The organism is uncultured Thiohalocapsa sp., assembly GCF_913062725.1.
Classification (GTDB): domain Bacteria; phylum Pseudomonadota; class Gammaproteobacteria; order Chromatiales; family Chromatiaceae; genus Thiohalocapsa.
This window is the reverse complement of sequence record NZ_CAJXWY010000030.1, coordinates 1-22,139: the sequence shown is the minus strand read 5'-3', so window position 1 is coordinate 22,139 and position 22,139 is coordinate 1. Positions and strand designations below refer to the sequence as shown.

The following is a 22,139-nucleotide window of genomic DNA, read 5'->3' as shown; positions in this document are numbered from 1 at the left end:
TCGCATCACCCGGGCCATGGGTGACAATAATGGTCGGTTTTCGCCGAATCCGGTCCCCGGTCGCCGGCGGCCAGGCTTGGCGCTGCTCGCCGGTCATGCGACACGCATTGGGAGTCATTCGCAAAAACAGCGGCTTGTCGTGACACGGTCGCAGTGTTCGTTCTGGCCCGAAAGCTGCTTCGATGTGTTTGCTGGCGACGTCCGCCCGCGACCTTGAGCGCCCGCCCATGGGCGCCGGGGCCTCGGGGGAGCGGCCCTCCGGCCAGCCATGCACCGACGCCCTTCGCAGCTTCAAACGATTGGAGACACTTAATGAACCAGCAACAAGCCGGCTTCACCCTCATCGAGCTGATGATCGTGGTGGCGATCATCGGTATTCTCGCCGCCATCGCCGTTCCTTCATACATGGACTATACGCAGCGGGCGAAGATGTCCGAGGTAATTCTCGCAGCCGCTGCTGCGAAGGCGAGGGTGGCGGAGAATATCATCACAGCTGGAGAGATTGCGAAGGGTAACGAACTCTGTGCCGGCTATAAGGCGATCACAAACGGAACGGGTAATATCACCGAATCAAGCTGTGACGCTGATAGCGGCGTGATCACCATCACTTCCAATATTGACAGCTGCCAGGTCATACTCACACCGAAAACGACTGACTCCAATTCGATCACCTGGGCCTGCACCACTAATGCCGAAACCTGCTATTCGGTCTTACCGCCTGAATGTCGAGCGACCACCACCGAAGACGGATAGTGCGTGACAGCCCTCATCGGCGCGCGGCAGCGCGCCGGGCGAACTGATGCAACCGGTCATAGCACGGCGATAACGGCGGCGCCGATCCTCCCGGGTTGGTCTGACCGTGTAGGCTCACCGCGGGCAGCGCTCCGGGGACGGGCCCGCGCACCGGATCACAACAGCCGGCCCCGTCCTGCAGGCGGCCGTGCCTCCTGCGGGGGCTGGCCAGGAGGGGCCGACCAGGGGCGCCGATCACGGGCGCCGGCGCCGGCTGGTCGGTGCTCCGGCCGTCGATCCGACTGATGCCCGCGGCGGCGCAATCATGCTGCAAACACGACTGTGCGCTGGCATCATGCCAGCCCGATGTTAGCGCCAGCCAAAGGACAGCCTCTTGCGTGATCTCCTCACCGATGAGCTCGGGCTCGACGACGGCCTGATCTACCTGAACCATGCGGCCATCGCGCCCTGGCCCAAGCGCGCGGTGGCCGCCGTGCAGACCTTCGCCGCCGGCTGCGGCAGCGCCGGCTCCCAGGGCTATCCGCAGTGGCAGGCCACCGAGCAGCGCCTGCGCGGGCACCTGGCGGCGCTCATCGGCGCCGCCCTGCCGGAGGACATCGCGCTGGCCAAGAGCACGTCCGAGGCGCTTTCCTTCGTCGCCCAGGGCCTGGACTGGCAGCCGGGTGACACTGTCGTCGGCATTGAGCAGGAGTTTCCGTCCAATCGTATCGTCTGGGAGGCGCTCGCCGACCGCGGTGTCGAGTACCGCCGGCTCGACCTCAATGCCAGCGATGACCCGGAAGCGGATCTGCTGGCCCTCTGCGACGCGCGCACCCGCCTGTGCGCCGTGAGCTGGGTGCAGTACGCCAGCGGCCTGCGCCTGGACCTCGCCCGCCTCGGCCACGGGCTGCGCGCGCGTGGTGTGCTGTTCTGCGTCGACGGCATCCAGGGGCTGGGTGCCCTGCCCTTCAGCCTCGCCGAGGTGCCGGCGGACTTCATCGCCGCCGATGGCCACAAATGGATGCTGGGCCCCGAAGGGGTGGCGCTGTGCTGGGTGCGCCCGGCGCTGCGCGATGCCCTGCGGCTCAGCCAGTATGGCTGGCACATGGTGGAAGACATGGGCGATTTTGGCCGCAAGGACTGGCAGCCCGCGCACAGCGCCCGCCGCTTCGAGAGCGGCAGCCCGAACATGCTCGGCATCCATGCCCTGGAGGCGAGCCTGTCGCTGTTGCTGGAAGTGGGGCTCGACGCCGTTGCCGGGGCGATCGCCGAGCGCTGCGACCGACTCGTGGAGCTGGTGGACCGGCATGGGCTGGAGCTGATCAGCCCGCGGGCGCCCGAGCGCCGCGCCGGCATCGTCACCTTCCGCGTGCCGGCGGTGGATCAGCAGGCGCTGTATCGGGCGCTGATGCGGCGCGGGCTCATGTGCGCCAACCGCGGTGGTGGCCTAAGATTCTCGCCCCACGGTTGGACGCCGCCGGAGCACCTGGATAAGGCCATGGCCTTGACGCTGGAAACAGCGGCGACACTGCAGCCCGGCTGACCGGGCCGTCGCACCCCAGGCCGCGGCCCGGCGCTAACGCCCGCTCCGCGGACCGCCGCCATGCGACAGCAGACCAACCCTTATACGATTTCGGCGGGCACACGCCAGAGGACCCCGCCGGGGAGCATGCAGATGTTCGAGGCAACCAAAGTGGGCCGCAGCGTCAGCAAAGACGCCTTCAAGGCCCAGCGCGACGAGCTGCGCACCGAGCTGCTGGAGGCCCAGCGCCGGCTCAAGGAGAGCGACACCTCCGTCATCGTCATCGTCTCCGGCGTCGAGGCGGCTGGCAAGGGCGAGGTGGTGAACCGCCTCAACGAATGGCTCGATACCCGCGGTGTGCAGACCTTCGCCTTCTGGGAGATGAGCGACGAGGAGCGTGAGCGCCCGCGCTATTGGCGCTTCTGGCGGGCGCTGCCGCCGCGGGGCGAGATCGGCATCCTGTTCGGCGGCTGGTATCTGGGCCCCATCGAGCAGCGCTTCCAGGGCCACTGCGACGACGCGGCGCTGGATGCGGAGCTCGCCCGCATCGTGGACTTCGAGCGCATGCTCACCCAGGACAATGCGCTCATCGTCAAGTTCTGGTTCCACCTGAGCGAAAAAGACCAGAAGCGGCGGCTGAAGGAGCTCTCCCGCGACGACCGCAGCCGCTGGAAAATGCTGCCGGAGAAGTCCAAGTTCTCCGAGCAGTACCTGCACTTCGAGCATGTGGCCGAGCGCGTCATTCGCCAATCCGACCGCGGCATCGCCCCCTGGTATCTGGTGGAGGCCGAGGATACCCGCTACCGGGATCTCACCGTGGGTAAGACGCTGCTGCAGGCCATCCACGCGCGCCTCGGCCAGCAGCAGGTGGTCACCGAGCCGGCGACGCCGTCTGATCCGCTGCAGTTACCCGAATCCGAGAGCGCCCAGGTGACGCTGTTGGATCAGTTGGACCTGAGCCAGTCGCTGGACAAGCAAGTCTACAAAGACACGCTGAAGCAGCTCCAGGCCGAAGTCAACGACCTCGCCTGGAGCGCCTACAAAAAGGGCCGTACCACGGTGCTGGTGTTCGAAGGCGTGGACGCCGGCGGCAAAGGCGGCGCCATCCGCCGGATCACCCAGGCCGTGGATGCCCGGCTCTACCGCACCATCCCGGTGGCCGCCCCCACGGACGAGGAGAAGGCCCATCACTACCTGTGGCGCTTCTGGCGGCATATTCCGCGCGCGGGGCATATGATCATCTACGATCGTTCCTGGTACGGCCGGGTGCTGGTGGAGCGGGTGGAAGGCTTCGCCACCGAGGCCGAGTGGCGCCGCGCCTACAGCGAGATCAACGCCTTCGAGGAGCAGCTGGTGGAGAACGGCGCCATCCTCATGAAGTTCTGGCTGCAGGTGAGCGACGAAGAGCAGCTGCGTCGCTTCAAGGACCGCGAAGAGACGCCCTACAAGCGCTACAAGATCACCGATGAGGATTGGCGCAACCGCGAGCGCTGGCCCGACTACAAGGCCGCCATCAACGAAATGGTCGCCCGCACCAGCACCGAGTACGCGCCCTGGACCCTGGTGGAAGGCGACGACAAGCTCTTCGCCCGCATCAAGGTGCTGCAGACCGTCTGCGACGGCATGCGCGAGGCGCTGAAGAAGAAGCGGGGCGAGATCGGCGGCATTGTGCGCTGCGGGGACAGCCTGCGGTCGGAGCCTGACTGAGTACCTTGCCCACGTCACGGCTGGCGCCGGCCGGCGCCGGGCCCTGACGGGCGGCGGCGGGCATGCGCAGGCCGGTCAGCTCGCCGTGGCAGACGACTTTGGCGCGGCGCCGCCGGGCTCGCCGAAGAGGCGGAAATAGTTCTCGGCGGTGCGCTCGGCGACGGCCTCCGGGTGCATGTCCCGCAGCTCGCCGATCTTCTCCGCCACGTGCCTGACATACTTCGGCTCGTTCTGCTTGCCGCGGTGCGGCACCGGCGCGAGATAGGGCGCGTCGGTCTCGATGAGCAGGCGCTCCAGGGGCACCCGGCGCGCGACGTCGCGCAGGGCTTCGGCGTTCTTGAACGTGACGATGCCCGAGAAAGAGATGTAGAAGCCCAGGTCCAGGGCCTGCTCGGCCATTGCCCAGGTCTCGGTGAAACAGTGCATGACGCCGCCGGCCTGGTCGGCACCGGCGTCGCGCATGATGGCGATGGTGTCCTCGCGTGCCTCGCGGGTGTGGATGATCAGTGGCAAGCCGCTCTGGCGTGCGGCGGCGATGTGCACCCGAAAGCGCTCGCGCTGCCAGTCGAGATCGCCTTGGTTGTAGTGGTAGTCGAGGCCGGTCTCGCCGATGGCCACGGCGCCGGTGGCGGCCGCCAGTCGTACCAGTTCTTCGATGCCGGGCTCGCGCACGTCCTGCTCGTTGGGATGGACGCCGACGGAGATGGAGACGTCCGGCTCGCCTGCGACCTTGGCGCGCATGGCATCGAAGGCTTCGAGGTCGATGCAGACACACAGCATGTGGCGCACGCCGCTGTCGCGGATGGCCTGCATCAAGTCTGGAAAGCTGCCGCCGTAGGGCGTCAAGTCGACACGATCGAGATGGCAGTGGGAATCGACGAGCATGGATTTGGGTCTGCCTGTGGTGTGAGTGTCGCGGCGAGGGCGATGCGACCCGGGTTGAGTCCCAACGGCTGAGCCCCGGCGCTACGATGGTCGGCGGCGCAGTGGTGTGTGCCACTGCGCGGGTGTCGGACGACGCCCGCCGTCCGATCCGCTCGTATCACAGGGTGTGGGTCGGGCGCTCGGCTTCCAAGCTTGTGGCCAGGTATGCCTCGATCCTGCGGCGGACGTCGCCCTGGTCTTGGTCGCCAAACTGCATGCCCACACCGCTGCGGCGGTTACCTTCGGCGCCGCGCGGCGTGATCCAAACCACTGTGCCGGCCACCGGGATGCGCTCCGGCTCATCGAGCAGCTGCAGCAGCACAAACAACTCGTCACCCAGGTCGAAGTCTTTGTCGGCGGGGATGAACAGCCCGCCATTGCGCAAGAAGGGCATGTAGGCGGCGTGCAGCGCCTGTTTGTCCCGGATCGCGAGGCTCAGGATGCGTTGGCGGCCGCTGTGCGATTCGGCGTCCATAGGCTTCTGCCTGCTGTGGCTGGCTGTCCGGGGGTGTGGGCTCGGCCCGATGGGCGCAGATAGCACCAATGACGGCGGATGCGCCGGGCGCCTCAGCCGTCGGCACGGCCTCGTGGGGCTCGGCCTGTGCGTCGGGCCTGCGCGCTGGTGAGCATCGCCCAGCGCAGGAGCAGTGATTCGAACAGCAGTTGTTGATTGACACTCGATGTCGCCTCGGCGCGGGCAGCGTAGAGCTGTTGCAAAAAACGCTGTCCGCCCGCGGCGCTGACGCCCGGCGCCATGGCAGCGAGGCGGCGACGCTGGTCGGGATTGATCAGGTGAGGGGCATCCGGAGCCGCCTGCAGCCGCAGCCAGTCGCTCACCCAGCCCACCCACCAGTCCAAGATGAGTCGAGGCTCCAGAGACTGCCAAGCCTTGGCGACGGCGAGGGGGTCCGACTTGCCCGCGCTGACCTGCTGCAAGGCCAGCAGACATTGCTGGCGCGCCTTGAGATCATTCTCGCCCGCCAGGGCCAGGGCCCGCAGCGGTGCGCCTTGGCCGAGCATGAGCAGTTGCCCGGCGTCGGCGGCCGCCCCGCCCGGGTCGTCGCCGATACGGCTCAGTTCGCCGCGCAGCCAGGCGCGGGCCTGATCCGCCGGCGGCGCGGACAGGGTCAGCATCTGACAGCGGCTGCGCACCGTCGCCGGGAGCCTGCCCGGATCTTCGGCCACCAGCAGCCAGAGGGTGGCGGAGGCCGGCTCCTCGAGGGTCTTGAGCAGGCTGTTGGCGGCGACGGCGTTCATGGCCTCCGCCGGGGCGATGCGATAGACGGCGCGGCGCCCACGGCTGGAGGTCATGGTCTGGCTGCCGCACAGCGCACGCACCTGCCCCGCCAGAATCTCGCCGGTCTTGCTCTCGCTGTCGGGTACCAGCCGGGTCAGGTCCGGGTGGCTGCCGGCGCTGAGCAGCCGGCATTCGTCGCAGACGCCGCAGGGCAAGCCGTCGGTCTGCGGCTGCGCACAAAGCAGCGATGCCGCGAGCAGATCGGCGAGGCGACGCTTGCCGATGCCGGCGGGGCCCCGCAGCAGCAGCGCATGGCCGAGCCGATCCGAGCGTACCCCCGCCTGCAATGATGTCCAGGTCGCCTGCTGCCAGGGTAGCAGCGTGAGGGCAACGGGCTCGGCCAGGATCATGGATCCACCGCCGTTCTGCGCTGTCCGGCGCACACCCGGGCCAGATAGGCTTGCACCGCCGCGATAGTGTCGGCGGCGACGGTGGCAGGGTCGCGCTCGGCGTCGATGGTGACGAAGCGCCCGGCCTCTGCGGCGGCGCGGGCGCGGTAGGTATCGCGCACCCGCTCGAAGAACTGCAACTGCTCCGCCTCGAAGCGGTCCGGCTCGGAGCGTCCGCGGGCGCGGGCGAGCCCAACCGCCGCCGGCAGGTCGAACAACAGCGTCAGGTCCGGGCGGCGCTCGCCCTGCACCAGTTGCTCCAGGCCCGCGATGTGCGCAACGGGCAGGCCGCGGCCACCACCCTGGTAGGCATAGGTGGCGTCGGTGAAACGATCGCACACCACCCAGGTACCCGTGGTCAGTGCCGGCAGGATGCGCCGGTGCAGGTGCTCGGCGCGGGCCGCGAACATCAGCAACAGTTCGGTGTCGCCGTGCATGCCGGTATTGGCCGGGTCCAGGAGCAGCGCGCGGATGCGCTCGGCGATGTCGCTGCCGCCGGGCTCGCGGGTCACCAGCACCGACAGCCCGGCGTCGCGCAGGCAGCCGGCCACGGCATCACGCTGGGTGCTCTTGCCCGCGCCTTCGATCCCTTCCAGGGTGATGAAATGCCCGCGCATGGGTCTCGTGCTCGGTGTTGGCACCCGCCGCCGGCTCAGGTGTCCGCCGCAGCGGTTTCGGCGTCGCTCGGCACCGCCGCCTCGGGCGTTTCGGCGTCGTCGTCGCGCAGGTTGGCACAGGGCCGGTTGAGCTGATAGTGGCGCACGGCACAGTTGTGCTCGGTCAGCGTGGCCGAGAAATAGTGGCTGCCGTCGCCCCGGGCGACGAAGAACAGCGCGTCGCCGTCGGCCGGGTGTAACACCGCCTCGATGGCCGCCAGACTCGGCAGGGCGATGGGTGTGGGCGGCAGCGCAGGAATGACGTAAGTGTTGTACGGCGTTGGGCGGCGCAGGTGCTCGCGGGTGATATCGCCATCGTATTCGTCGCCGAGTCCGTAGATGATGGTCGGGTCGGTCTGGAGTCTCATACCCCGCTCGAGCCGGCGGGTGAACACACCAGCGATGCGCGGGCGCTCTTCCGCCCTGCCCGTTTCCTTCTCGACGATGGAGGCGAGGATCAGGGCCTCGTAGGCCGAGTCGATGGGCAATGCATCGCTGCGCTCAGCCCATGCCGCATCGAGTGCCGCACGCATCCGCCGGTAGGCCCGCTGGAGGATGGCGCGATCGGTGGTGCCGCGGTCGAAGAGATAGGTATCCGGATAGAGCCAGCCCTCGGGGTGCCCGGCGTCGATGCCGAGGCGCTCGACGAGCGCCGCATCCGAGAGGTCCGTCAGCGTCATGTCGAAGACCTCCGCCGCCTCGATGGCCGCCAGCGCCTCGCGGAAGGTCATGCCGGGCACGATGGTCACGGGGAATTGGATCGACCGACCGCTGGTCAGCAGCGCCAGCAGCTCAGGAGGGCGCATAGTCGCCTCGATCGCATACTCGCCAGCCTTCAGCGCATTCTGCTGCTCCGTCTCGTAGGCATGCAGGGTGAACAGGAAACGGCTGCGGATCCAGCCGCGATCGGCGAGGTCATGGGCGACGCCGCGAATGGTGGCGCCTTCGGGCACCCGGTAGACCAGCTCGGGCGCTGGCAGCTGCAGGGGGGTGGTCAGGAAGTCTCGATAGAGCGACCAGCCACCCCAGGCCAGGGCAGCACCGGCGATGGCCAGCACCAGCAGGGCCGAGAGCACGGTCTTCACAGGGGCATCTCCGGTTCGAGTGCACGACGGCGTACGCAAGCGATCAGCGCCGCCGGCACGGCCTCGGGGCTGTAGCGATGCTCACCAAGATACCCCACGGCAACGGCACCGCGCAGCGCATTGGTGATGATCAGCCCCGACGCGGCGTAGAGCGCCGCGGGCCGCAGGGGGCGCTCGGTGACGGCGATCCCGAGGGCGGCTGCGCACTCCATGAGCACCGCCCGGACCGTACCGCTGACGCCACAGGTCGTCAGCGCCGGCGTCGTGAGTCCGCTGTGGTCGAGGGCAAAAAGATTCGACATGGTGCCGCAGATCACTTGCCCGCGCGGATTGCACATGAGTCCGTCCAGAATCGTCGGGTCCGACCATTCCGCCCGGGCCAGGACTTGCTCGAGGCGGTTGAGATGTTTGAGGCCCGCAAGACGCGGGTTCTCGCTCAGGGGCGTTGCGCAAAAGATGAGTCTGCCATCGGCGCGAGTGCCCCCGGCCGAATCGCGCCCCTCGGGCGTGAAAGACAGGATACACCGCGGCTTTACTGACGGCGGCGGCGCATAGCCCCGGGGGCCGCTGCCGCGGGTGACAGTGAGCTTGAGCACACCGTCGTTGGCGGCGGCTGCGGCGAGTAGCCGACCGGCGTCGGCGGCTAAGGCGCTCCGCTCGGGCGGCGGCATCTGCAGTCGCGCACAGCCGCTGGTCAGGCGCGCGAGGTGGCGCTGCCACAAACAGGGTTGACCACGGCGGATGGCGATGGTCTCGAACAGGCCATCGCCGTACTGCAGTCCGCGGTCACTCACCGGCACCTGATCCCCCGGGTGCCCGTCGATGAATGTCAGCGCGCGGCTCATGGTGGGTATGCCCGCCGCTGGCGCCGGGGGGGCGCGCCGATCCGCCACCCCCGGTCGCGCGCCGGCGGCTAGACCCGCTTGAAAATCAGCGTGCCATTGGTGCCGCCGAAGCCAAACGAATTACTCAGTGCATACTCGATGCGCATCCGCCGCGCCTCGTTGGGCACATAGTCCAGATCGCAGTCGGGGTCGGGCGTCTGATAGTTGATGGTCGGCGGCGCCACCTGATCGCGGATGGCCAGTACGCTGAAGATGGCCTCGGCGCCACCTGCCGCGCCCAGCATGTGGCCGGTCATGGACTTGGTGGAGCTGACGGCCACCGTGTAGGCGTGATCACCCAGCGCGCGCTTGATGCCCTTGGTCTCGGCGATGTCGCCGGCGGGCGTGGAGGTGCCGTGGGCATTGATGTAGTCAATGGCCTCGGGGTCGATGCCGGCGTCGTCCATCGCGAGCCGCATGCAATCGGCGGCGCCGGCGCCATCCTCCGACGGCGCCGTCATATGGAAGGCATCGGAGTTCATCCCGATACCCACGATCTCGGCCAGGATGGGCGCGCCACGGGCCACGGCCGCCTCGTACTCTTCCAGCACCATGACGCCGGCGCCGTCGCTGAGCACGAAGCCGTCGCGGTCCTTGTCGAAGGGGCGGCTCGCGGCTGTGGGGTCGTCGTTGCGCGTCGACAGGGCCCGCGCCGCCGCGAAGCCCCCCAGACCGACGGGCGAGGTGGCCATTTCGGCACCGCCGGCGAGCATGGCATCGACGATGCCATAGCGGATCATGTACGCCGCTTCGCCGATGTTGTGGGTGGCCGTGCTGCACGCGGAGACGATGGAGAAGTTTGGCCCCTGGAGACCATACTTGATGGACAGATCGCCGGCGACCATGTTGACGATATTGGCCGGTACGAAGAACGGCGAGATCTTGCGTGGTCCACCGGCGGCATAGGCCGCGTAGTTGTTCTCGATGCCCGTGATGCCGCCGATGCCGGAGCCGACGGCCACACCGATGCGCTTGCGTGTCGCGTCGTTGATGGGCAGGCCCGAGGCCTCGATGGCCTGGGTGCCGGCGGCGATGCCATAGTGGATGAAGGCATCCATCTTGCGGGCGTCTTTCTTCGAGATGTACTGGGTGACGTCGAAGTCGTAGATTGGCCCCCCGAAGCGTGTGCTGAAGGGACCGACGTCGAAGTGGGTGATGGGCTGGATGCCACTGCGCCCGGCCAGAATATTCTCCCAGGCGGAGGCGATGTCCTGCCCGACGGGCGCCACGATACCAACTCCGGTGACGACGACCCTTCTACCTCTCATGCTTCACCTCTCGATGATCTGTCGGGGCTGGTGCCCGCCTTCGCTGACACCCGCCCGGCGCTGACCTGCCCCTGACGGCGCCGGCGCCGATGACGGCGCGGCCCCGGGTGCGCTCATCCCAGGTGGTCGTTGATGTAGTCGATGGCCTGCTTCACCGTGGTGATGTTCTCGGCGTCCTCGTCGGGGATTTCGGTGTCGAACTCCTCTTCGAGCGCCATCACCAGTTCGACCGTGTCCAGCGAATCGGCGCCGAGATCGTCGACGAACGAGGCCTCCAGCGTGACCTCCTCTTCCTTAACGCCGAGTTGCTCGACGACGATCTTTGTGACTCGATCTTGAACGCTGCTCATCTGTTGAATCCTCGTGCCGTGTCTGGCTTGACGTGTGTGGGCCGCGTGGGCACGCGACCGCCGTATTCTAGTGACAAATCAGTGCGGTTAAAAGCTCGAAAAGCTATTGGCCGTTTTTTATAGCTTACTGATTATTCTTGTTTTAGTGAAGCACTGGCTAGGCCATGTACATACCGCCATTCACATGCAGCGTCTCGCCTGTGATGTAGCCTGCGGCGGGTGAGGCGAGGAAGGCCACCGCCGCCGCAACCTCCTGCGCCGCGCCGAGCCGCGCCAGCGGAATGGATGCGAGCAGATGCTGGCGCTGCTGCTCGCCGAGCGCGCGCGTCATGTCGGTATCGATGAAGCCCGGCGCCACACAATTGGCGGTGACGCCGCGCGCACCCACTTCCCGTGCCAGGGACTTGGTGAAGCCGATCATCCCGGCCTTGGCGGCGGCGTAATTGGCTTGTCCGGCATTACCGCTTGCGGCCACCACCGACGCGATGTTGATGATGCGCCCCTGACGCGCCTTGGTCATTGGCCTGAGGCAAGCCTTGGTGATCCTGTAGACCGAGGTCAGATTGGTGTCGATGACCGCATCCCAGTCGGCGTCCTGCATGCGCAACAGGAGGCCATCGCGCGTAATCCCGGCGTTGTTGACGAGGATACCAGGCATCGCGCCGAGGCCGTCGCTCACCTGCGCGAGCACCGATGTCACCGACGCCGGATCGGTGACGTCGAGGCGCAGACCAAGCACCCGTCGGCCGGGCCCGGCGAGCTCGTCGCGGATGCGCACGGCGCCACCTTCGGTGGTGGCGGTGCCGGCCACGGCGGCGCCCTGCGCCAGCAGGGTCTCGGCGATGGCGCGGCCGATGCCGCGGCTCGCCCCGGTGACCAATGCGATTTCACCGTTAAGCATCTGCGGTTGCCTCCAGAGCCCGATTCAGCCCCGCCGGCTCGAATACCGCCAGGGTCGTCAGTGTCTTGTCGATGCGCTTGCCCAAGCCGGCCAGCACCTTGCCGGGTCCCGCCTCGATGGCGGTGGCAACGCCCATGTCCGCCAGTGCCCGCACGGTCTGCACCCAGCGCACCGGGCTGTGGATCTGCCGGGCCAGCAGCTGGCGCAGCGCATCCAGATCCGCCGCCGGCGCCGCGGAGGCGTTGTGCAGCACAGGGACCTCGGGCGCGCGCAGCGGCACCGCTGCCAAGCGCTCGGCGAGCTCGGCGGCGCCGTCGCGCATGAGCGCACAGTGTGAAGGCACACTCACGGCCAGCACCACCGCTCGCTTGGCACCGGCGGCCTTCGCCGCAGCCACACCCCGCTCCACCGCGGCCTTGTGGCCGGCGATGACCACCTGTCCCGGTGCATTGAAATTCACCGCCTCCAGCACCTCGGTGCCCGCCTGTTCATCGCACAGGGCACGAACCCGCTCATCGTCCAGGCCCAGGATGGCCGCCATGGCGCCGGCGCCGGCGGGCACCGCCGTCTGCATCAGCCGTGCACGCTCGGCGACCAGGCCCACGGCAGCCGTGAAATCCAAAGCCCCGGCGCACACCAGGGCGCTGTACTCCCCCAGGCTGTGACCGGCCATCGCCGCCGGCATGGGCCCCCCGCGGGCCCGCCAGCAGCGCCAGACGGCGACGCCGGCGGCGAGCATGGCGGGCTGGGTATTCTCGGTGCGGTCCAGCGCTTGCCCCGGGCCCTCGGTCACGAGGGTCCAGAGGTCGCGACCAAGCACCGCCGACGCCTCGGCAAAGGTCGCCTCCACCTCTGGCTGGGCGGTGGCCAGGTCCGTCAGCATGCCAACGGATTGCGAGCCCTGGCCGGGAAATAGCATTGCAAGTGTGGCTACGGTCATGCGGATAGCGGCATTTGATCTTGCGTCCGGTGGATTTGACGGCGGGTGCCGGTCACCACGGCACGCCCGGCCATTCAGCGGTCGGTCAGTAGCGCAGCAGCACCGAGCCCCAGGTGAAACCGCCGCCGAAGGCTTCCATCAGCACGATCTGCCCGCGCTGGATGCGGCCATCGCGCACGGCCTCATCGAAAGCCAGCGGCACGGATGCGGCGGACGTGTTGCCGTGACGATCTACGGTCACGACCACCTGCTCCATGGGCAGATCCAGCTTGCGCGCGGTGGCCTGGATGATGCGCAGATTCGCCTGGTGCGGCACGAGCCAGTCGATATCGGCCCGGGTCATGGCATTGGCCCCCAGGGTTTCGTCCACGATACGACCCAGGGTGGTGACGGCCACCCGGAAGACCTCGTTGCCTTTCATTTCCATATAAGGCGAGCCCTGTTGGCTGTTGCCCACCCCCGCGGGCACCTGCAGCAGCTCGCGGTGCGCGCCATCGGCGTGCAGGTGCGAGGAGATGATGCCCGGGCTGTCGGCGGCACCCAGCACCACGGCGCCGGCGCCGTCGCCGAACAGCACGCAAGTCCCGCGATCCGTCCAGTCGATGATGCGCGAGATGGTCTCGGCGCCCACCACCAGGGCCTTGCGGGCGGAGCCGGTGCGAACGAACTGATCGGCAACGCCGAGGGCGTAGATGAAGCCCGTGCAGACGGCCTGAACATCGAACGCGGCGCAACCGCGGATGCCCAGACGATGCTGGAGCAGGCAGGCGTTGCTTGGAAAAATCTGGTCCGGTGTCGTGGTGGCGACGATGATCAGATCGATATCGTCTGCGGCGATGTCGGCGGCCTCGATGGCGCGCCTGGCAGCGCCCTCGGCCAGGTCACCGCAGGTCTCGCCAGCGGCGGCGATGCGCCGCTCGACGATGCCGGTCCGCTCGCGGATCCAGGCATCGGAGGTATCCACGATGCGCTCGATGTCCCGGTTGGTCAGGACTTTCTCCGGCAGGTAGCCGCCGGTGCCGAGAATGCGGGCATAGGCTGTCATGCGCTTACCCGCACCGGTGCTGGGGTCAGGTGTGCCGCAACTTCGTGCTCGATACGGGCGATGACCCGTGCATTGATCTCGTGCTCGGCGATGCGGATGGCATTCTGGAACGCCTCGGCATCGGCACCGCCGTGGCTCTTGACGACGATGCCGCGCAGCCCCAGCAGACTCGCACCGTTGTAGCGGCGCGGGTCCGTTTCTTCTTTGAAGGCCTTCAGCGTCGGCAGTGCCAGCATGGCGGCGATACGCGACCAGAGGCTCTTGCGGAAGTGGCGGCGCAGCATATGGCCCACCAGCTTGGCCACACCCTCGCTGGACTTCAGCGCAACATTGCCCACGAAGCCGTCGGCGACGACGACGTCCACCTCGCCCATGAAGATATCGTCGCCTTCCACGTAGCCCGCGTAGTTGAGATCCGAGGCCGTGATGAGGTCATGCGCGCGGCGCACCTGATCGTTGCCCTTGATCTCTTCCTGACCGATGTTGAGCAATCCGACCTTGGGGCGCTCGATACCGGTGACGGCCTTCACCAACTCGCTGCCCATGACCGCGAACTGAAAGAGATGCTCGGCCGTGCAGTCGACGTTGGCGCCGAGATCCAACATGTGGGTGCTGCCCTTGACCGAGGGCATGGCGCTGATGATGGCCGGTCGGTCGACGTTGGGCAGGGTCTTGAGCACGAAGCGGGCGGTGGCCATCAGGGCGCCGGTATTACCGGCGCTGACGCAGGCGTCGGCCTCGCCGGTCTTGACGAGGTCGATGGCGACCCGCATGGACGAGTCTTTTTTGCCGCGCAGCGCCTTCGAGGGCAGTTCGTCCATGCCGACGGTCTGACTCGCATGATGGATGCGCAGCCTGTGGCTCTGCTCCGGATGGGGATCGGCGGCCAGCAGCGCTTCGATGACCGTGCGCTGCCCCACCAGGATCAGGTCGACGCCCGTATCCTCGGCGAGGAATGCGCGCGCGGCGGACACGACCACTCGGGCGCCGTGGTCGCCACCCATCGCGTCCAGTGCAATGATTGGACGTCGGCTCACGCTTGGCTCCTGCGCAGACCTCGCAGTCCCGACGGGGGGCTTCAGTCGTTGCGATTCACGACCTTGCGGCCACGGTAGAAGCCATCCGCGGTCACATGATGACGCCGATGGATCTCGCCGCTGGTCGGATCCTCCGACAGCGTGGGCCTGCTGAGGGCGTCATGCGAGCGACGCATGCCGCGCTTGGACGGGGTTTTGCGGTTTTGCTGAACGGCCATGATGGGGCTCCGTTGTCCTATAACTTCTCGCGAAAAGCATGATGACGGCGAGCGCCGCCGACCCAACGCCGTACTCGGGCCCTGGGCGATGGTGCGGCCGGCGAAATCAGTGCTGGCGTTTCAGTGCTTGCAGCACGGCAAAGGGATTATCGTCGACGGGCGCGGCGTCCGGCTCAGCTCCTGCGCGTGCGTCGGCGCTGACGTACTGCGGCGCACGACAGGTGCCCGCGGCGTGCCTGGGCACTGCGGGTATGGCGAGCAACAACTCGTCTTCCACGAGCGTCGCCGGGTCCAGGGTCGCCTCCTCGGGCAGCAACGGCTCGTAGCCTTCAGGCAGTTGCGCCGCCTCGTCTAGCCCATGCACCACCGCCAGTGCAAATTCGCTCACCACGGGCAGCTGCAGCATCTCATTGCAACGCTCGCAGCGCAGCCCCAGGGTTGCGCTGACTTCGCCATGCACCAGATCCCGATGACTCGCGTCGCGATGGAATGCGAGCTTGTAACCGACATAGCCTGCGGCGGTGTCCGTCGGAGCGAGCACCACCTGCGCCAGGCGAGGTAATCTCGCCAGTGTCAGGGTGCCGACGAACTCACGCTTCAGCTCGGCCAGTCGGCGTGGATCGATGGAGAGGGGTAATGCCTCGCGCATAAGCCGTCAAGTGTAACGTGCTGGGCTAGGGATCACAAGGGAGTCAGCAACGAGGCACACCGGATACGCACCGCCGGAGGCCTCCTGAACCACATGATCACGTGCCCGTGAGGGCGAGCAGGACGCCGGCGGCGACGGCGGAGCCGATGACTCCGGCGACATTCGGGCCCATGGCATGCATCAGCAGGAAGTTGTGATGATCTTCCTCCAGCCCCACCCGGTTCACCACCCGGGCCGCCATGGGCACCGCCGACACGCCGGCGGCGCCGATCAGCGGATTGACCTTCCCGCCCGTGGCCCGGTGCATCACCTTCCCCATCAGCACGCCGCAGGCGGTGCCGATACAAAACGCGAGTGCCCCCAGCACCAGGATTCCCAGCGTCTCCAGCGCCAGGAAATTGTCGGCCGACAGCTTGGAGCCGATGGCGAGCCCCAGCATGATGGTGACAATATTGATGATCTCGTTCTGGGCGGCGCGGCTCAAGCGCTCCACGACGCCGCATTCGCGCAGCAGATTGCCAAAGGTCAGCATGCCGATCAGTGGCGCCGCCGAGGGTAGCAGCAGGGCACAGAGCAAGAGCACCACGAAGGGAAACAGGATGCGCTCCAACTGCGACACCGGGCGCAGCTGCTGCATCACCACACGGCGCTCCTCGCGCGTGGTCAGGGCGCGCATGATGGGCGGCTGGATGATGGGCACCAGCGCCATATAGGAGTAGGCCGCGACCGCGATGGCGCCGAGCAGATCCGGCGCCAGCCTGGAGGCCAGGAAGATGGCCGTGGGCCCGTCGGCGCCGCCGATGATGGCGATGGCCGAGGCGTCCTGCAGCGTGAACTCGAAGCCGGGAATGAAATTCAGCAGCACGGCGCCGATCAAGGTTGCGAAGATACCGAACTGTGCCGCCGCACCGAGCAACAGCGTGGAAGGCCTGGCGATGAGTGCCCCGAAGTCCGTCAGCGCGCCCACACCCATGAAGATGAGCAGCGGGAAGATGCCGGTCTCGACACCCACGGTGTAGATCATGCCGATCATGCCGTCGGGCCCGCCGATGCCCGCCACCGGGATGTTGCTGAGCAGGGCCCCGAAGCCGATGGGCACGAGCAGCAAGGGCTCGAACTTCTTGGCGATGGCGAGGTAGATGAGCCCACAGCCCACCGCCATCATCAACACCTGGCCGAGGTCCATGTTGGCAATGCCCATGGACTGCCAGAGCTTCAGCAGCTGATCCATTGGTGTGCGTCTTGTCTTGGCGTCAGGCGACGGACAGCAGCGGCGCGCCGAGCGCCACCGCGTCGCCTTCCTTCACCCGCACCTCCACCACCGTGCCGGCGATGGTGGTGCGCACCTCGGTCTCCATCTTCATCGCCTCCAGCACCAAAAGCACGTCACCGGTGGCCACCTGCTGGCCGGGGCGTACCTGGATGCGCACGATGTTGCCGGCGAGAGGGGAGTCCACCGTTTGCGCCGCGGCGCTGGGTGTCGGTGCCGGATGCGAGACCGCCGGGGCGGCGGCCACCTGCTCGATGCTGCCCTCGGGGGAGACGGTGACCGAGTAGCTGCGTCCGTCCACGTCGACGCGATAGTGCTCTGGTCCCGACGCCGCGGCCGGCGCCGGCTGCGCTGCCGCCTCGCGCGCGGCCTGATCTGTTGCGTCCAGCTCCCAGGGTGGCGGCTCGAAGGCCGAGGGATCGTGGCGGTGCTCCAGGAACTTGAGCCCCACTTGCGGAAACATGGCATAGATGAGCACGTCGTCCATCTGTGCCTGCGCCAGGCTCAGCTTGCGCTCGGTGACGATGTCCTCGAGCTCGGCGGTGAGCCGCTCCAGTTCCGGGCTGAGGGTATCGGCGGGCCGGCAGGTGATGGGCGCCTCGCCGTCGGCGAGCACCCGCGCCTGCAGCGCCTGGTCCACCGGCGCCGGTGTCTTGCCGTATGCACCCTTGAGGACGCCGGCGGTTTCGGTGGTGATGGACTTGTAGCGCTCGCCCATGAGCACGTTCAGCACCGCCTGGCTGCCGACGATCTGGCTGGTGGGGGTCACCAGGGGAATGAATCCCAGATCCTCGCGGACCTTCGGGATCTCCTCCAGCACCTCGTCCAGGCGGTCGCTGGCGCCCTGCTCGCGCAACTGGTTCTCCATGTTGGTGAGCATGCCCCCCGGCACCTGCGCCACCAGGATGCGGGAGTCCACGCCGCGCAGCGAGCCCTCGAAGCGCGCGTACTTCTTCCGTACCTGCCGAAAGTACGCGGCGATTTCTTCCAGGAGCTTCAGGTCGAGGCCGGTATCCCGCGGCGTGCCCTGCATGATCGCCACCACCGACTCCGTGGGTGAGTGACCGTAGGTCATGCTCATGGAGGAAATGGCGGTGTCCACCAGGTCAATGCCGGCCTCGGCGGCCTTGACGATGGTGGCCGTGCTGAGACCGGTGGTGGCATGACACTGCATGGCGAGGGGGATGCTGCAGTGCTCCTTGAGCCGCGAGACCAGTTCCTCGGCGACGTAGGGCCGGAGCAGCCCGGCCATGTCCTTGATGAACATGGAGTGGCAGCCCATATCCTCGAGGCGTCGACCGAGATCGACCCAGTAGTCCATGTTGTGCACCGGACTCACCGTGTAGGCCAGGGTGCCCTGGGCGTGGGCATCGGTGGTGAGTGCCGAGCGCACCGCCTGCTCCAGATTCCGCAGGTCATTCATGGCGTCGAAAATACGGAACACGCCGATGCCGTTCACCGCCGCCCGCTCGACGAACTTGTCCACCACATCGTCGGCATAGTGCCGGTAGCCGAGCAGATTCTGACCGCGCAGCAGCATCTGCTGCGGCGTGTTGGGCATGGCCGCGTGCAGCTGGCGCAGACGTTCCCAGGGATCTTCGCCGAGGTAACGGATACAGGCGTCGAAGGTTGCGCCGCCCCAGCTCTCGAGGGACCAATAGCCCACCTGGTCCAGCTTTCCGGCGATGGGCAGCATGTCTTCGAGGCGCATGCGTGTGGCGAGCAACGACTGATGCGCGTCGCGCAGCACGACATCGGTGATCCCTAGCGGCTTCTGTTCTGTCATGTCGAATCCCTGGCCCAGTGGGCGCGGATACAGAAAGGGGGTTGCAGGCCGTGCCGTCTCAGCGCCGCCGCCCGGCGCGATAGCGGGCGATGGCGGCGGCAATGGCGGCGATGGGCGGCCCGTCGGGGTCGGCGGCCGGCGGCGATAATGGTCCCGTCTGCGGCACGGGTGCCAAGCGTAGCGCCAGCCAGGACATCAAGCGCAAAATGCCCACCAGCAACAACAGAAAGCTGAAAACGATGCCCATGCCAATCAGCAACAGGCGCAGGCTTTCGGTTAGCAGGGTCATTTCGCTCATGGGCTACGGAGACCTGTGCGCAATTGCTCGGAGGTGCGGAGCGTCGGGCGGGCATCGGTGCCGCCGGTCCCGGCGGGGCCTGAGATGGCGGTGGCCGGGATCTGACTCAGCGGGCGTCGAAGGGGTGGCGCACGATGAGGGTCTGCGCACGATCAGCGCCGGTGGAGACGATGTCGATGGGCGTGCCACCCAGCGCTTCGATCTTGTCCAGATAGGCGCGCGCCGCCGCCGGCAGCTCGTCGAGTGACTCCACGCCCACGGTGGATGCCTGCCACCCCGGCAGCTCGATGAAATGCGGCTTGCAGCGCGCGAGTGCGTCGGCCCCCACCGGGGGAGCATCGAGGAGCTCGCCGTCCAGCTCGTAGGCGGTACAGATACGGATGCTGTCCATGCCGTCGAGCACGTCGAGCTTGGTGATGCAGAGTCCGGAAATGCTGTTGACGATGAAGGCGCGCTTCAGCGCCACCATATCCAGCCAGCCACAGCGGCGCTTGCGCCCGGTGGTGGCGCCGAACTCATGGCCCTGCTCGCCGAGACGCGCGCCATCGGCGTCGAACAGCTCCGTCGGGAAGGGGCCGCCACCCACGCGGGTGGTGTAGGCCTTGACGATGCCGAGCACATCGTCGAGGTCCCGGGGGCCAACACCGCTGCCACTGGCGGCACCGCCCGCCGTGGTGGTGGACGAGGTCACGAAGGGATAGGTGCCGTGGTCGATGTCCAGCAGCGCGCCCTGGGCACCCTCGAAGAGGATATTGGCACCGTCGCGGCGCATGCGCGCGAGGCGTCCCACCACGTCGTCCACCATCGGCGCCAGCTGCTCGCCGTAGGTGAGCGTGGCGTCCAGCACCTCGGAGAAATCCACCGGCTCGGCGTGCAGGAAGTGCTGGAGGGTGAAATTGTGGTACTCCAGAACTTCGCGCAGGCGTTCCTCGAAGTGCGAGGGCTCCAGCAACTCGCCGAGACGGATGCCGCGGCGGGCAATTTTGTCTTCGTATGCCGGCCCGATGCCGCGGCCGGTGGTGCCGATGGCCTTGGCGCCCCGGGCGCGCTCGCGGGCGATGTCCAGGGCCTTGTGATAGGGCAGGATGAGGGCGCAGGCGGGACTGATGCCGAGTCGCTCGCGCACCGGCACGCCGCGCGCCTCCAGCGTCGCCGCCTCCTCCAGCAGGGCCTCGGGCGAGAGCACCACGCCATTGCCGATGAGGCAGGTCACGCCCTGGTGCAGGATGCCCGATGGAATCAGGTGCAAAATGGTCTGCTCGCCGCCGATGACCAGCGTATGGCCGGCATTATGGCCGCCCTGGAAGCGCACGACGGCGTCGGCGCGCTCGGTGAGCAGGTCCACGATCTTGCCCTTGCCCTCATCGCCCCACTGGGTACCGATGACAACAACACTCTTGCCCATCTCGGTTCGCTCTCCGCTGGCGGCCGCTTGCCTCGTTGGCCGATACGTTAACATGATGTTCATGCGCGCGGGGCAAGCCCGCGCGCCGGTGGCGCCATCCGGTTGCCCCGGCGCCCGTACCCGCTCCTTCAGGCCTCGGCGGCGGGCCTGAGCGTCCAGCCGTCGCCGTCCGCCACCAACACTTCGGCGTCGGGATCGTTGGCATCCGCCGCCCCCGGCAAGCGATAGACCACCCGGCGCCCGGCACGTCGCAGGCGCGCAATCGTGGCTTGCAGGGTGGGATCGGCGCTCCAGGGCGCCACGACCGGCGGTTGCTGCCCGGTTGCCGGCGTCGGCGCTTGCGCGATGAGACCCTTCAGATCCGTGCTGAAGCCCACCGCCGGGCGTGAGCGCCCGAACACCTGGCCGATGTCGTCGTAGCGCCCGCCGCGGCCGATCTCCAGTCCCCACCCGGGAACGAAGGCCGCGAACACGATGCCCGTTTTGTAGTTGTAGCCACGCAGCTCGCCCAGGTCGAAATGCACCGAGAGCGCGGGCAGCCAGCGCGACAGCTCATCGGCCACCGCCCGCAGGCGCTCCAGGGCCCGTTGCACGGGAGCATCCGCCCGGGCCAGTGCCGTCTCTGCGCGGGTCAGCGCGTCATCCCCGTTCAGCTCCGGCAGCGCCAGGAGCATGTCTCCGACCGCGGCCGGGACGCCGGCGCGCTCGATGAACGTATGAATTTCCGGAATCGCTTTGCGCTGCATGGCGTCGAACAGCGCCAGCTCCTGTCCTCGGTCGAGCTGCGCCTGGGCCGCCAGTGCACGGTAGATACCCACATGCCCCAGATCGAGATAGGCGTTGTCGATGCCTGCGGTGGTCAGGGTCGCCACCAGCAGACGCAGCATCTCGACGTCGCTCTCGACGCCATCATGGCCGAAGACCTCGGCGCCGATCTGCAAGGGTGCCCGGGTGCCGGCGAAGCCGTCGGAGCGGGTGTGCAGCACCGTGCCGAGATAGCACAGCCGCGTCGGTGCAGCGCGACGCAGCCGATGGGCATCCATGCGCGCCACCTGCGGCGTCATGTCGGCGCGCACCCCCAGCAGGCGCCCGCTCAGCTGATCGGTGAGCTTGAAGGTTTTCAGGTCCAGGTCGCTGCCGGTGCCGGTGAGCAGGCTCTCGAGGTAATCGATGAACGGCGGGATCACCAGCTCATAGCCCCAGCTCGCGTAGAGGTCCAGCAGCGCGCGGCGCAGGTGCTCCAACTGTGCGGCCTCGGGAGGCAGCACCTCATCGATGCCGTCTGGCAGTCGCCAGCGTGCGTCAGTCATCAGCCAGGCCTAGGGAACATCGATTCAATTGATCAGGTAAAGCAGGGCGACACCGGCGAGCATGCTGAACAGTCCGCTCAGGCGCAAGCTCTGGTTACTCTGCTGGGCTGCCTCCAACAGCACACGACGCATCAGGCTCGGCGTTAGAAAAGGCAGTACCCCCTCGATCACCAGGAGCAGCGCCAACGCCACCAGAAGCTCATGCCACATGCAACGACCCAGACAACGTTTACTGGCGGTGGGACCTTCTGCGATGCCGCCTGGGCAGCTGCTTTTGGCTCGGGGGCGAAATCATTGCAGATGCCGCGGATAATGTCTAATGCCTGTGGGGACGCGGGCACTCAGGATGGGTGTTTTTATACCCGTCGCATCTCGGTTTTCGCTTTCTACGGGCTGGGTTGCAGCTGGCGGGGGACGCCGTGAATACGTCCCTGTAGGCTTCACGACAGCATCCCTGCTGTCGAGA

At 67.4% G+C, this 22,139-nt stretch carries 23 protein-coding genes; 3 read left to right on the top strand and 20 right to left on the bottom strand.

What is annotated here, in order from left to right; translation table 11 throughout:
* Nucleotides 1-312: 312 nt before the first annotated feature.
* The 3 genes from QZ588_RS09890 (at nt 313) to pap (ending at nt 3,961) form a co-directional block, all read left to right on the top strand.
* Entirely contained in the window at nt 313-753 is a 441-nt protein-coding gene (locus QZ588_RS09890) for a pilin (protein WP_295542241.1), read from the top strand.
* A gap of 373 nt (nt 754-1,126) precedes the next feature.
* Complete coding sequence (locus QZ588_RS09885; protein ID WP_295542239.1) at nt 1,127-2,275, top strand: aminotransferase class V-fold PLP-dependent enzyme; 1,149 nt, start codon at nt 1,127-1,129, stop codon at nt 2,273-2,275.
* Nucleotides 2,276-2,407: 132 nt separating this feature from the next.
* A complete protein-coding gene (gene pap / locus QZ588_RS09880; RefSeq protein ID WP_295542237.1) occupies nt 2,408-3,961 on the top strand; it encodes a polyphosphate:AMP phosphotransferase in 1,554 nt (517 codons plus the stop codon).
* Nucleotides 3,962-4,036: 75 nt separating this feature from the next.
* Here pap and QZ588_RS09875 read toward each other — a convergent pair whose 3' ends face one another.
* The 20 genes from QZ588_RS09875 to QZ588_RS09780 form a co-directional block, all read right to left on the bottom strand.
* Nucleotides 4,037-4,846: a TatD family hydrolase gene (locus QZ588_RS09875; protein WP_295542235.1), complete on the bottom strand. Its 810-nt coding sequence runs from the start codon at nt 4,844-4,846 to the stop codon at nt 4,037-4,039.
* A 157-nt stretch (nt 4,847-5,003) separates the two neighbouring features.
* Complete coding sequence (locus tag QZ588_RS09870) at nt 5,004-5,360, bottom strand: PilZ domain-containing protein (protein ID WP_295542233.1); 357 nt, start codon at nt 5,358-5,360, stop codon at nt 5,004-5,006.
* A gap of 92 nt (nt 5,361-5,452) precedes the next feature.
* Entirely contained in the window at nt 5,453-6,532 is a 1,080-nt protein-coding gene (locus QZ588_RS09865; RefSeq protein ID WP_295542232.1) for a DNA polymerase III subunit delta', read from the bottom strand.
* Complete coding sequence (gene tmk, locus QZ588_RS09860) at nt 6,529-7,188, bottom strand: dTMP kinase (RefSeq protein ID WP_295542231.1); 660 nt, start codon at nt 7,186-7,188, stop codon at nt 6,529-6,531. Before tmk ends, QZ588_RS09865 begins: the two co-directional genes overlap by 4 nt.
* A 35-nt stretch (nt 7,189-7,223) precedes the next feature.
* Entirely contained in the window at nt 7,224-8,312 is a 1,089-nt protein-coding gene (gene mltG / locus QZ588_RS09855; protein ID WP_295542230.1) for an endolytic transglycosylase MltG, read from the bottom strand.
* Entirely contained in the window at nt 8,309-9,157 is an 849-nt protein-coding gene (gene pabC / locus QZ588_RS09850; protein ID WP_295542229.1) for an aminodeoxychorismate lyase, read from the bottom strand. The genes mltG and pabC overlap by 4 nt, the downstream gene beginning before the upstream one ends.
* A 68-nt stretch (nt 9,158-9,225) precedes the next feature.
* On the bottom strand, nt 9,226-10,464 hold the full coding sequence (gene fabF, locus QZ588_RS09845) for a beta-ketoacyl-ACP synthase II (RefSeq protein ID WP_295542227.1): 1,239 nt from the start codon (nt 10,462-10,464) through the stop codon (nt 9,226-9,228).
* A 113-nt stretch (nt 10,465-10,577) separates the two neighbouring features.
* Complete coding sequence (gene acpP, locus QZ588_RS09840; protein WP_295542225.1) at nt 10,578-10,814, bottom strand: acyl carrier protein; 237 nt, start codon at nt 10,812-10,814, stop codon at nt 10,578-10,580.
* A 157-nt stretch (nt 10,815-10,971) separates the two neighbouring features.
* On the bottom strand, nt 10,972-11,715 hold the full coding sequence (gene fabG, locus QZ588_RS09835) for a 3-oxoacyl-ACP reductase FabG (protein ID WP_295542223.1): 744 nt from the start codon (nt 11,713-11,715) through the stop codon (nt 10,972-10,974).
* Nucleotides 11,708-12,655: an ACP S-malonyltransferase gene (gene fabD, locus QZ588_RS09830; RefSeq protein ID WP_295542221.1), complete on the bottom strand. Its 948-nt coding sequence runs from the start codon at nt 12,653-12,655 to the stop codon at nt 11,708-11,710. The genes fabG and fabD overlap by 8 nt, the downstream gene beginning before the upstream one ends.
* A gap of 85 nt (nt 12,656-12,740) precedes the next feature.
* Nucleotides 12,741-13,700 carry a beta-ketoacyl-ACP synthase III gene (locus QZ588_RS09825; protein ID WP_295542220.1) on the bottom strand — a complete coding sequence of 320 codons (960 nt, stop codon included), beginning with the start codon at nt 13,698-13,700 and terminating at the stop codon, nt 12,741-12,743.
* Entirely contained in the window at nt 13,697-14,737 is a 1,041-nt protein-coding gene (plsX, locus tag QZ588_RS09820) for a phosphate acyltransferase PlsX (protein ID WP_295542218.1), read from the bottom strand. Before plsX ends, QZ588_RS09825 begins: the two co-directional genes overlap by 4 nt.
* Nucleotides 14,738-14,778: 41 nt before the next feature.
* A complete protein-coding gene (rpmF, locus tag QZ588_RS09815; RefSeq protein WP_295542216.1) occupies nt 14,779-14,955 on the bottom strand; it encodes a 50S ribosomal protein L32 in 177 nt (58 codons plus the stop codon).
* A 106-nt stretch (nt 14,956-15,061) separates the two neighbouring features.
* Nucleotides 15,062-15,604: a YceD family protein gene (locus QZ588_RS09810; RefSeq protein WP_295542215.1), complete on the bottom strand. Its 543-nt coding sequence runs from the start codon at nt 15,602-15,604 to the stop codon at nt 15,062-15,064.
* Nucleotides 15,605-15,701: 97 nt separating this feature from the next.
* The gene (locus QZ588_RS09805; protein WP_295542213.1) at nt 15,702-16,835 is read right to left on the bottom strand and encodes a sodium ion-translocating decarboxylase subunit beta; all 1,134 of its coding nucleotides are present in this window, start codon (nt 16,833-16,835) and stop codon (nt 15,702-15,704) included.
* A 22-nt stretch (nt 16,836-16,857) separates the two neighbouring features.
* Nucleotides 16,858-18,660: a sodium-extruding oxaloacetate decarboxylase subunit alpha gene (gene oadA, locus QZ588_RS09800; RefSeq protein WP_295542211.1), complete on the bottom strand. Its 1,803-nt coding sequence runs from the start codon at nt 18,658-18,660 to the stop codon at nt 16,858-16,860.
* Between the two features lie 58 nt (nt 18,661-18,718).
* Complete coding sequence (locus QZ588_RS09795; protein WP_295542210.1) at nt 18,719-18,958, bottom strand: OadG family transporter subunit; 240 nt, start codon at nt 18,956-18,958, stop codon at nt 18,719-18,721.
* A gap of 106 nt (nt 18,959-19,064) precedes the next feature.
* On the bottom strand, nt 19,065-20,363 hold the full coding sequence (locus tag QZ588_RS09790) for an adenylosuccinate synthase (RefSeq protein WP_295542208.1): 1,299 nt from the start codon (nt 20,361-20,363) through the stop codon (nt 19,065-19,067).
* 128 nt (nt 20,364-20,491) lie between these two features.
* Entirely contained in the window at nt 20,492-21,673 is a 1,182-nt protein-coding gene (locus QZ588_RS09785) for an ATP phosphoribosyltransferase regulatory subunit (protein ID WP_295542207.1), read from the bottom strand.
* Between the two features lie 24 nt (nt 21,674-21,697).
* On the bottom strand, nt 21,698-21,883 hold the full coding sequence (locus QZ588_RS09780) for a DUF2065 domain-containing protein (protein WP_295542206.1): 186 nt from the start codon (nt 21,881-21,883) through the stop codon (nt 21,698-21,700).
* Nucleotides 21,884-22,139 lie beyond the last annotated feature (256 nt).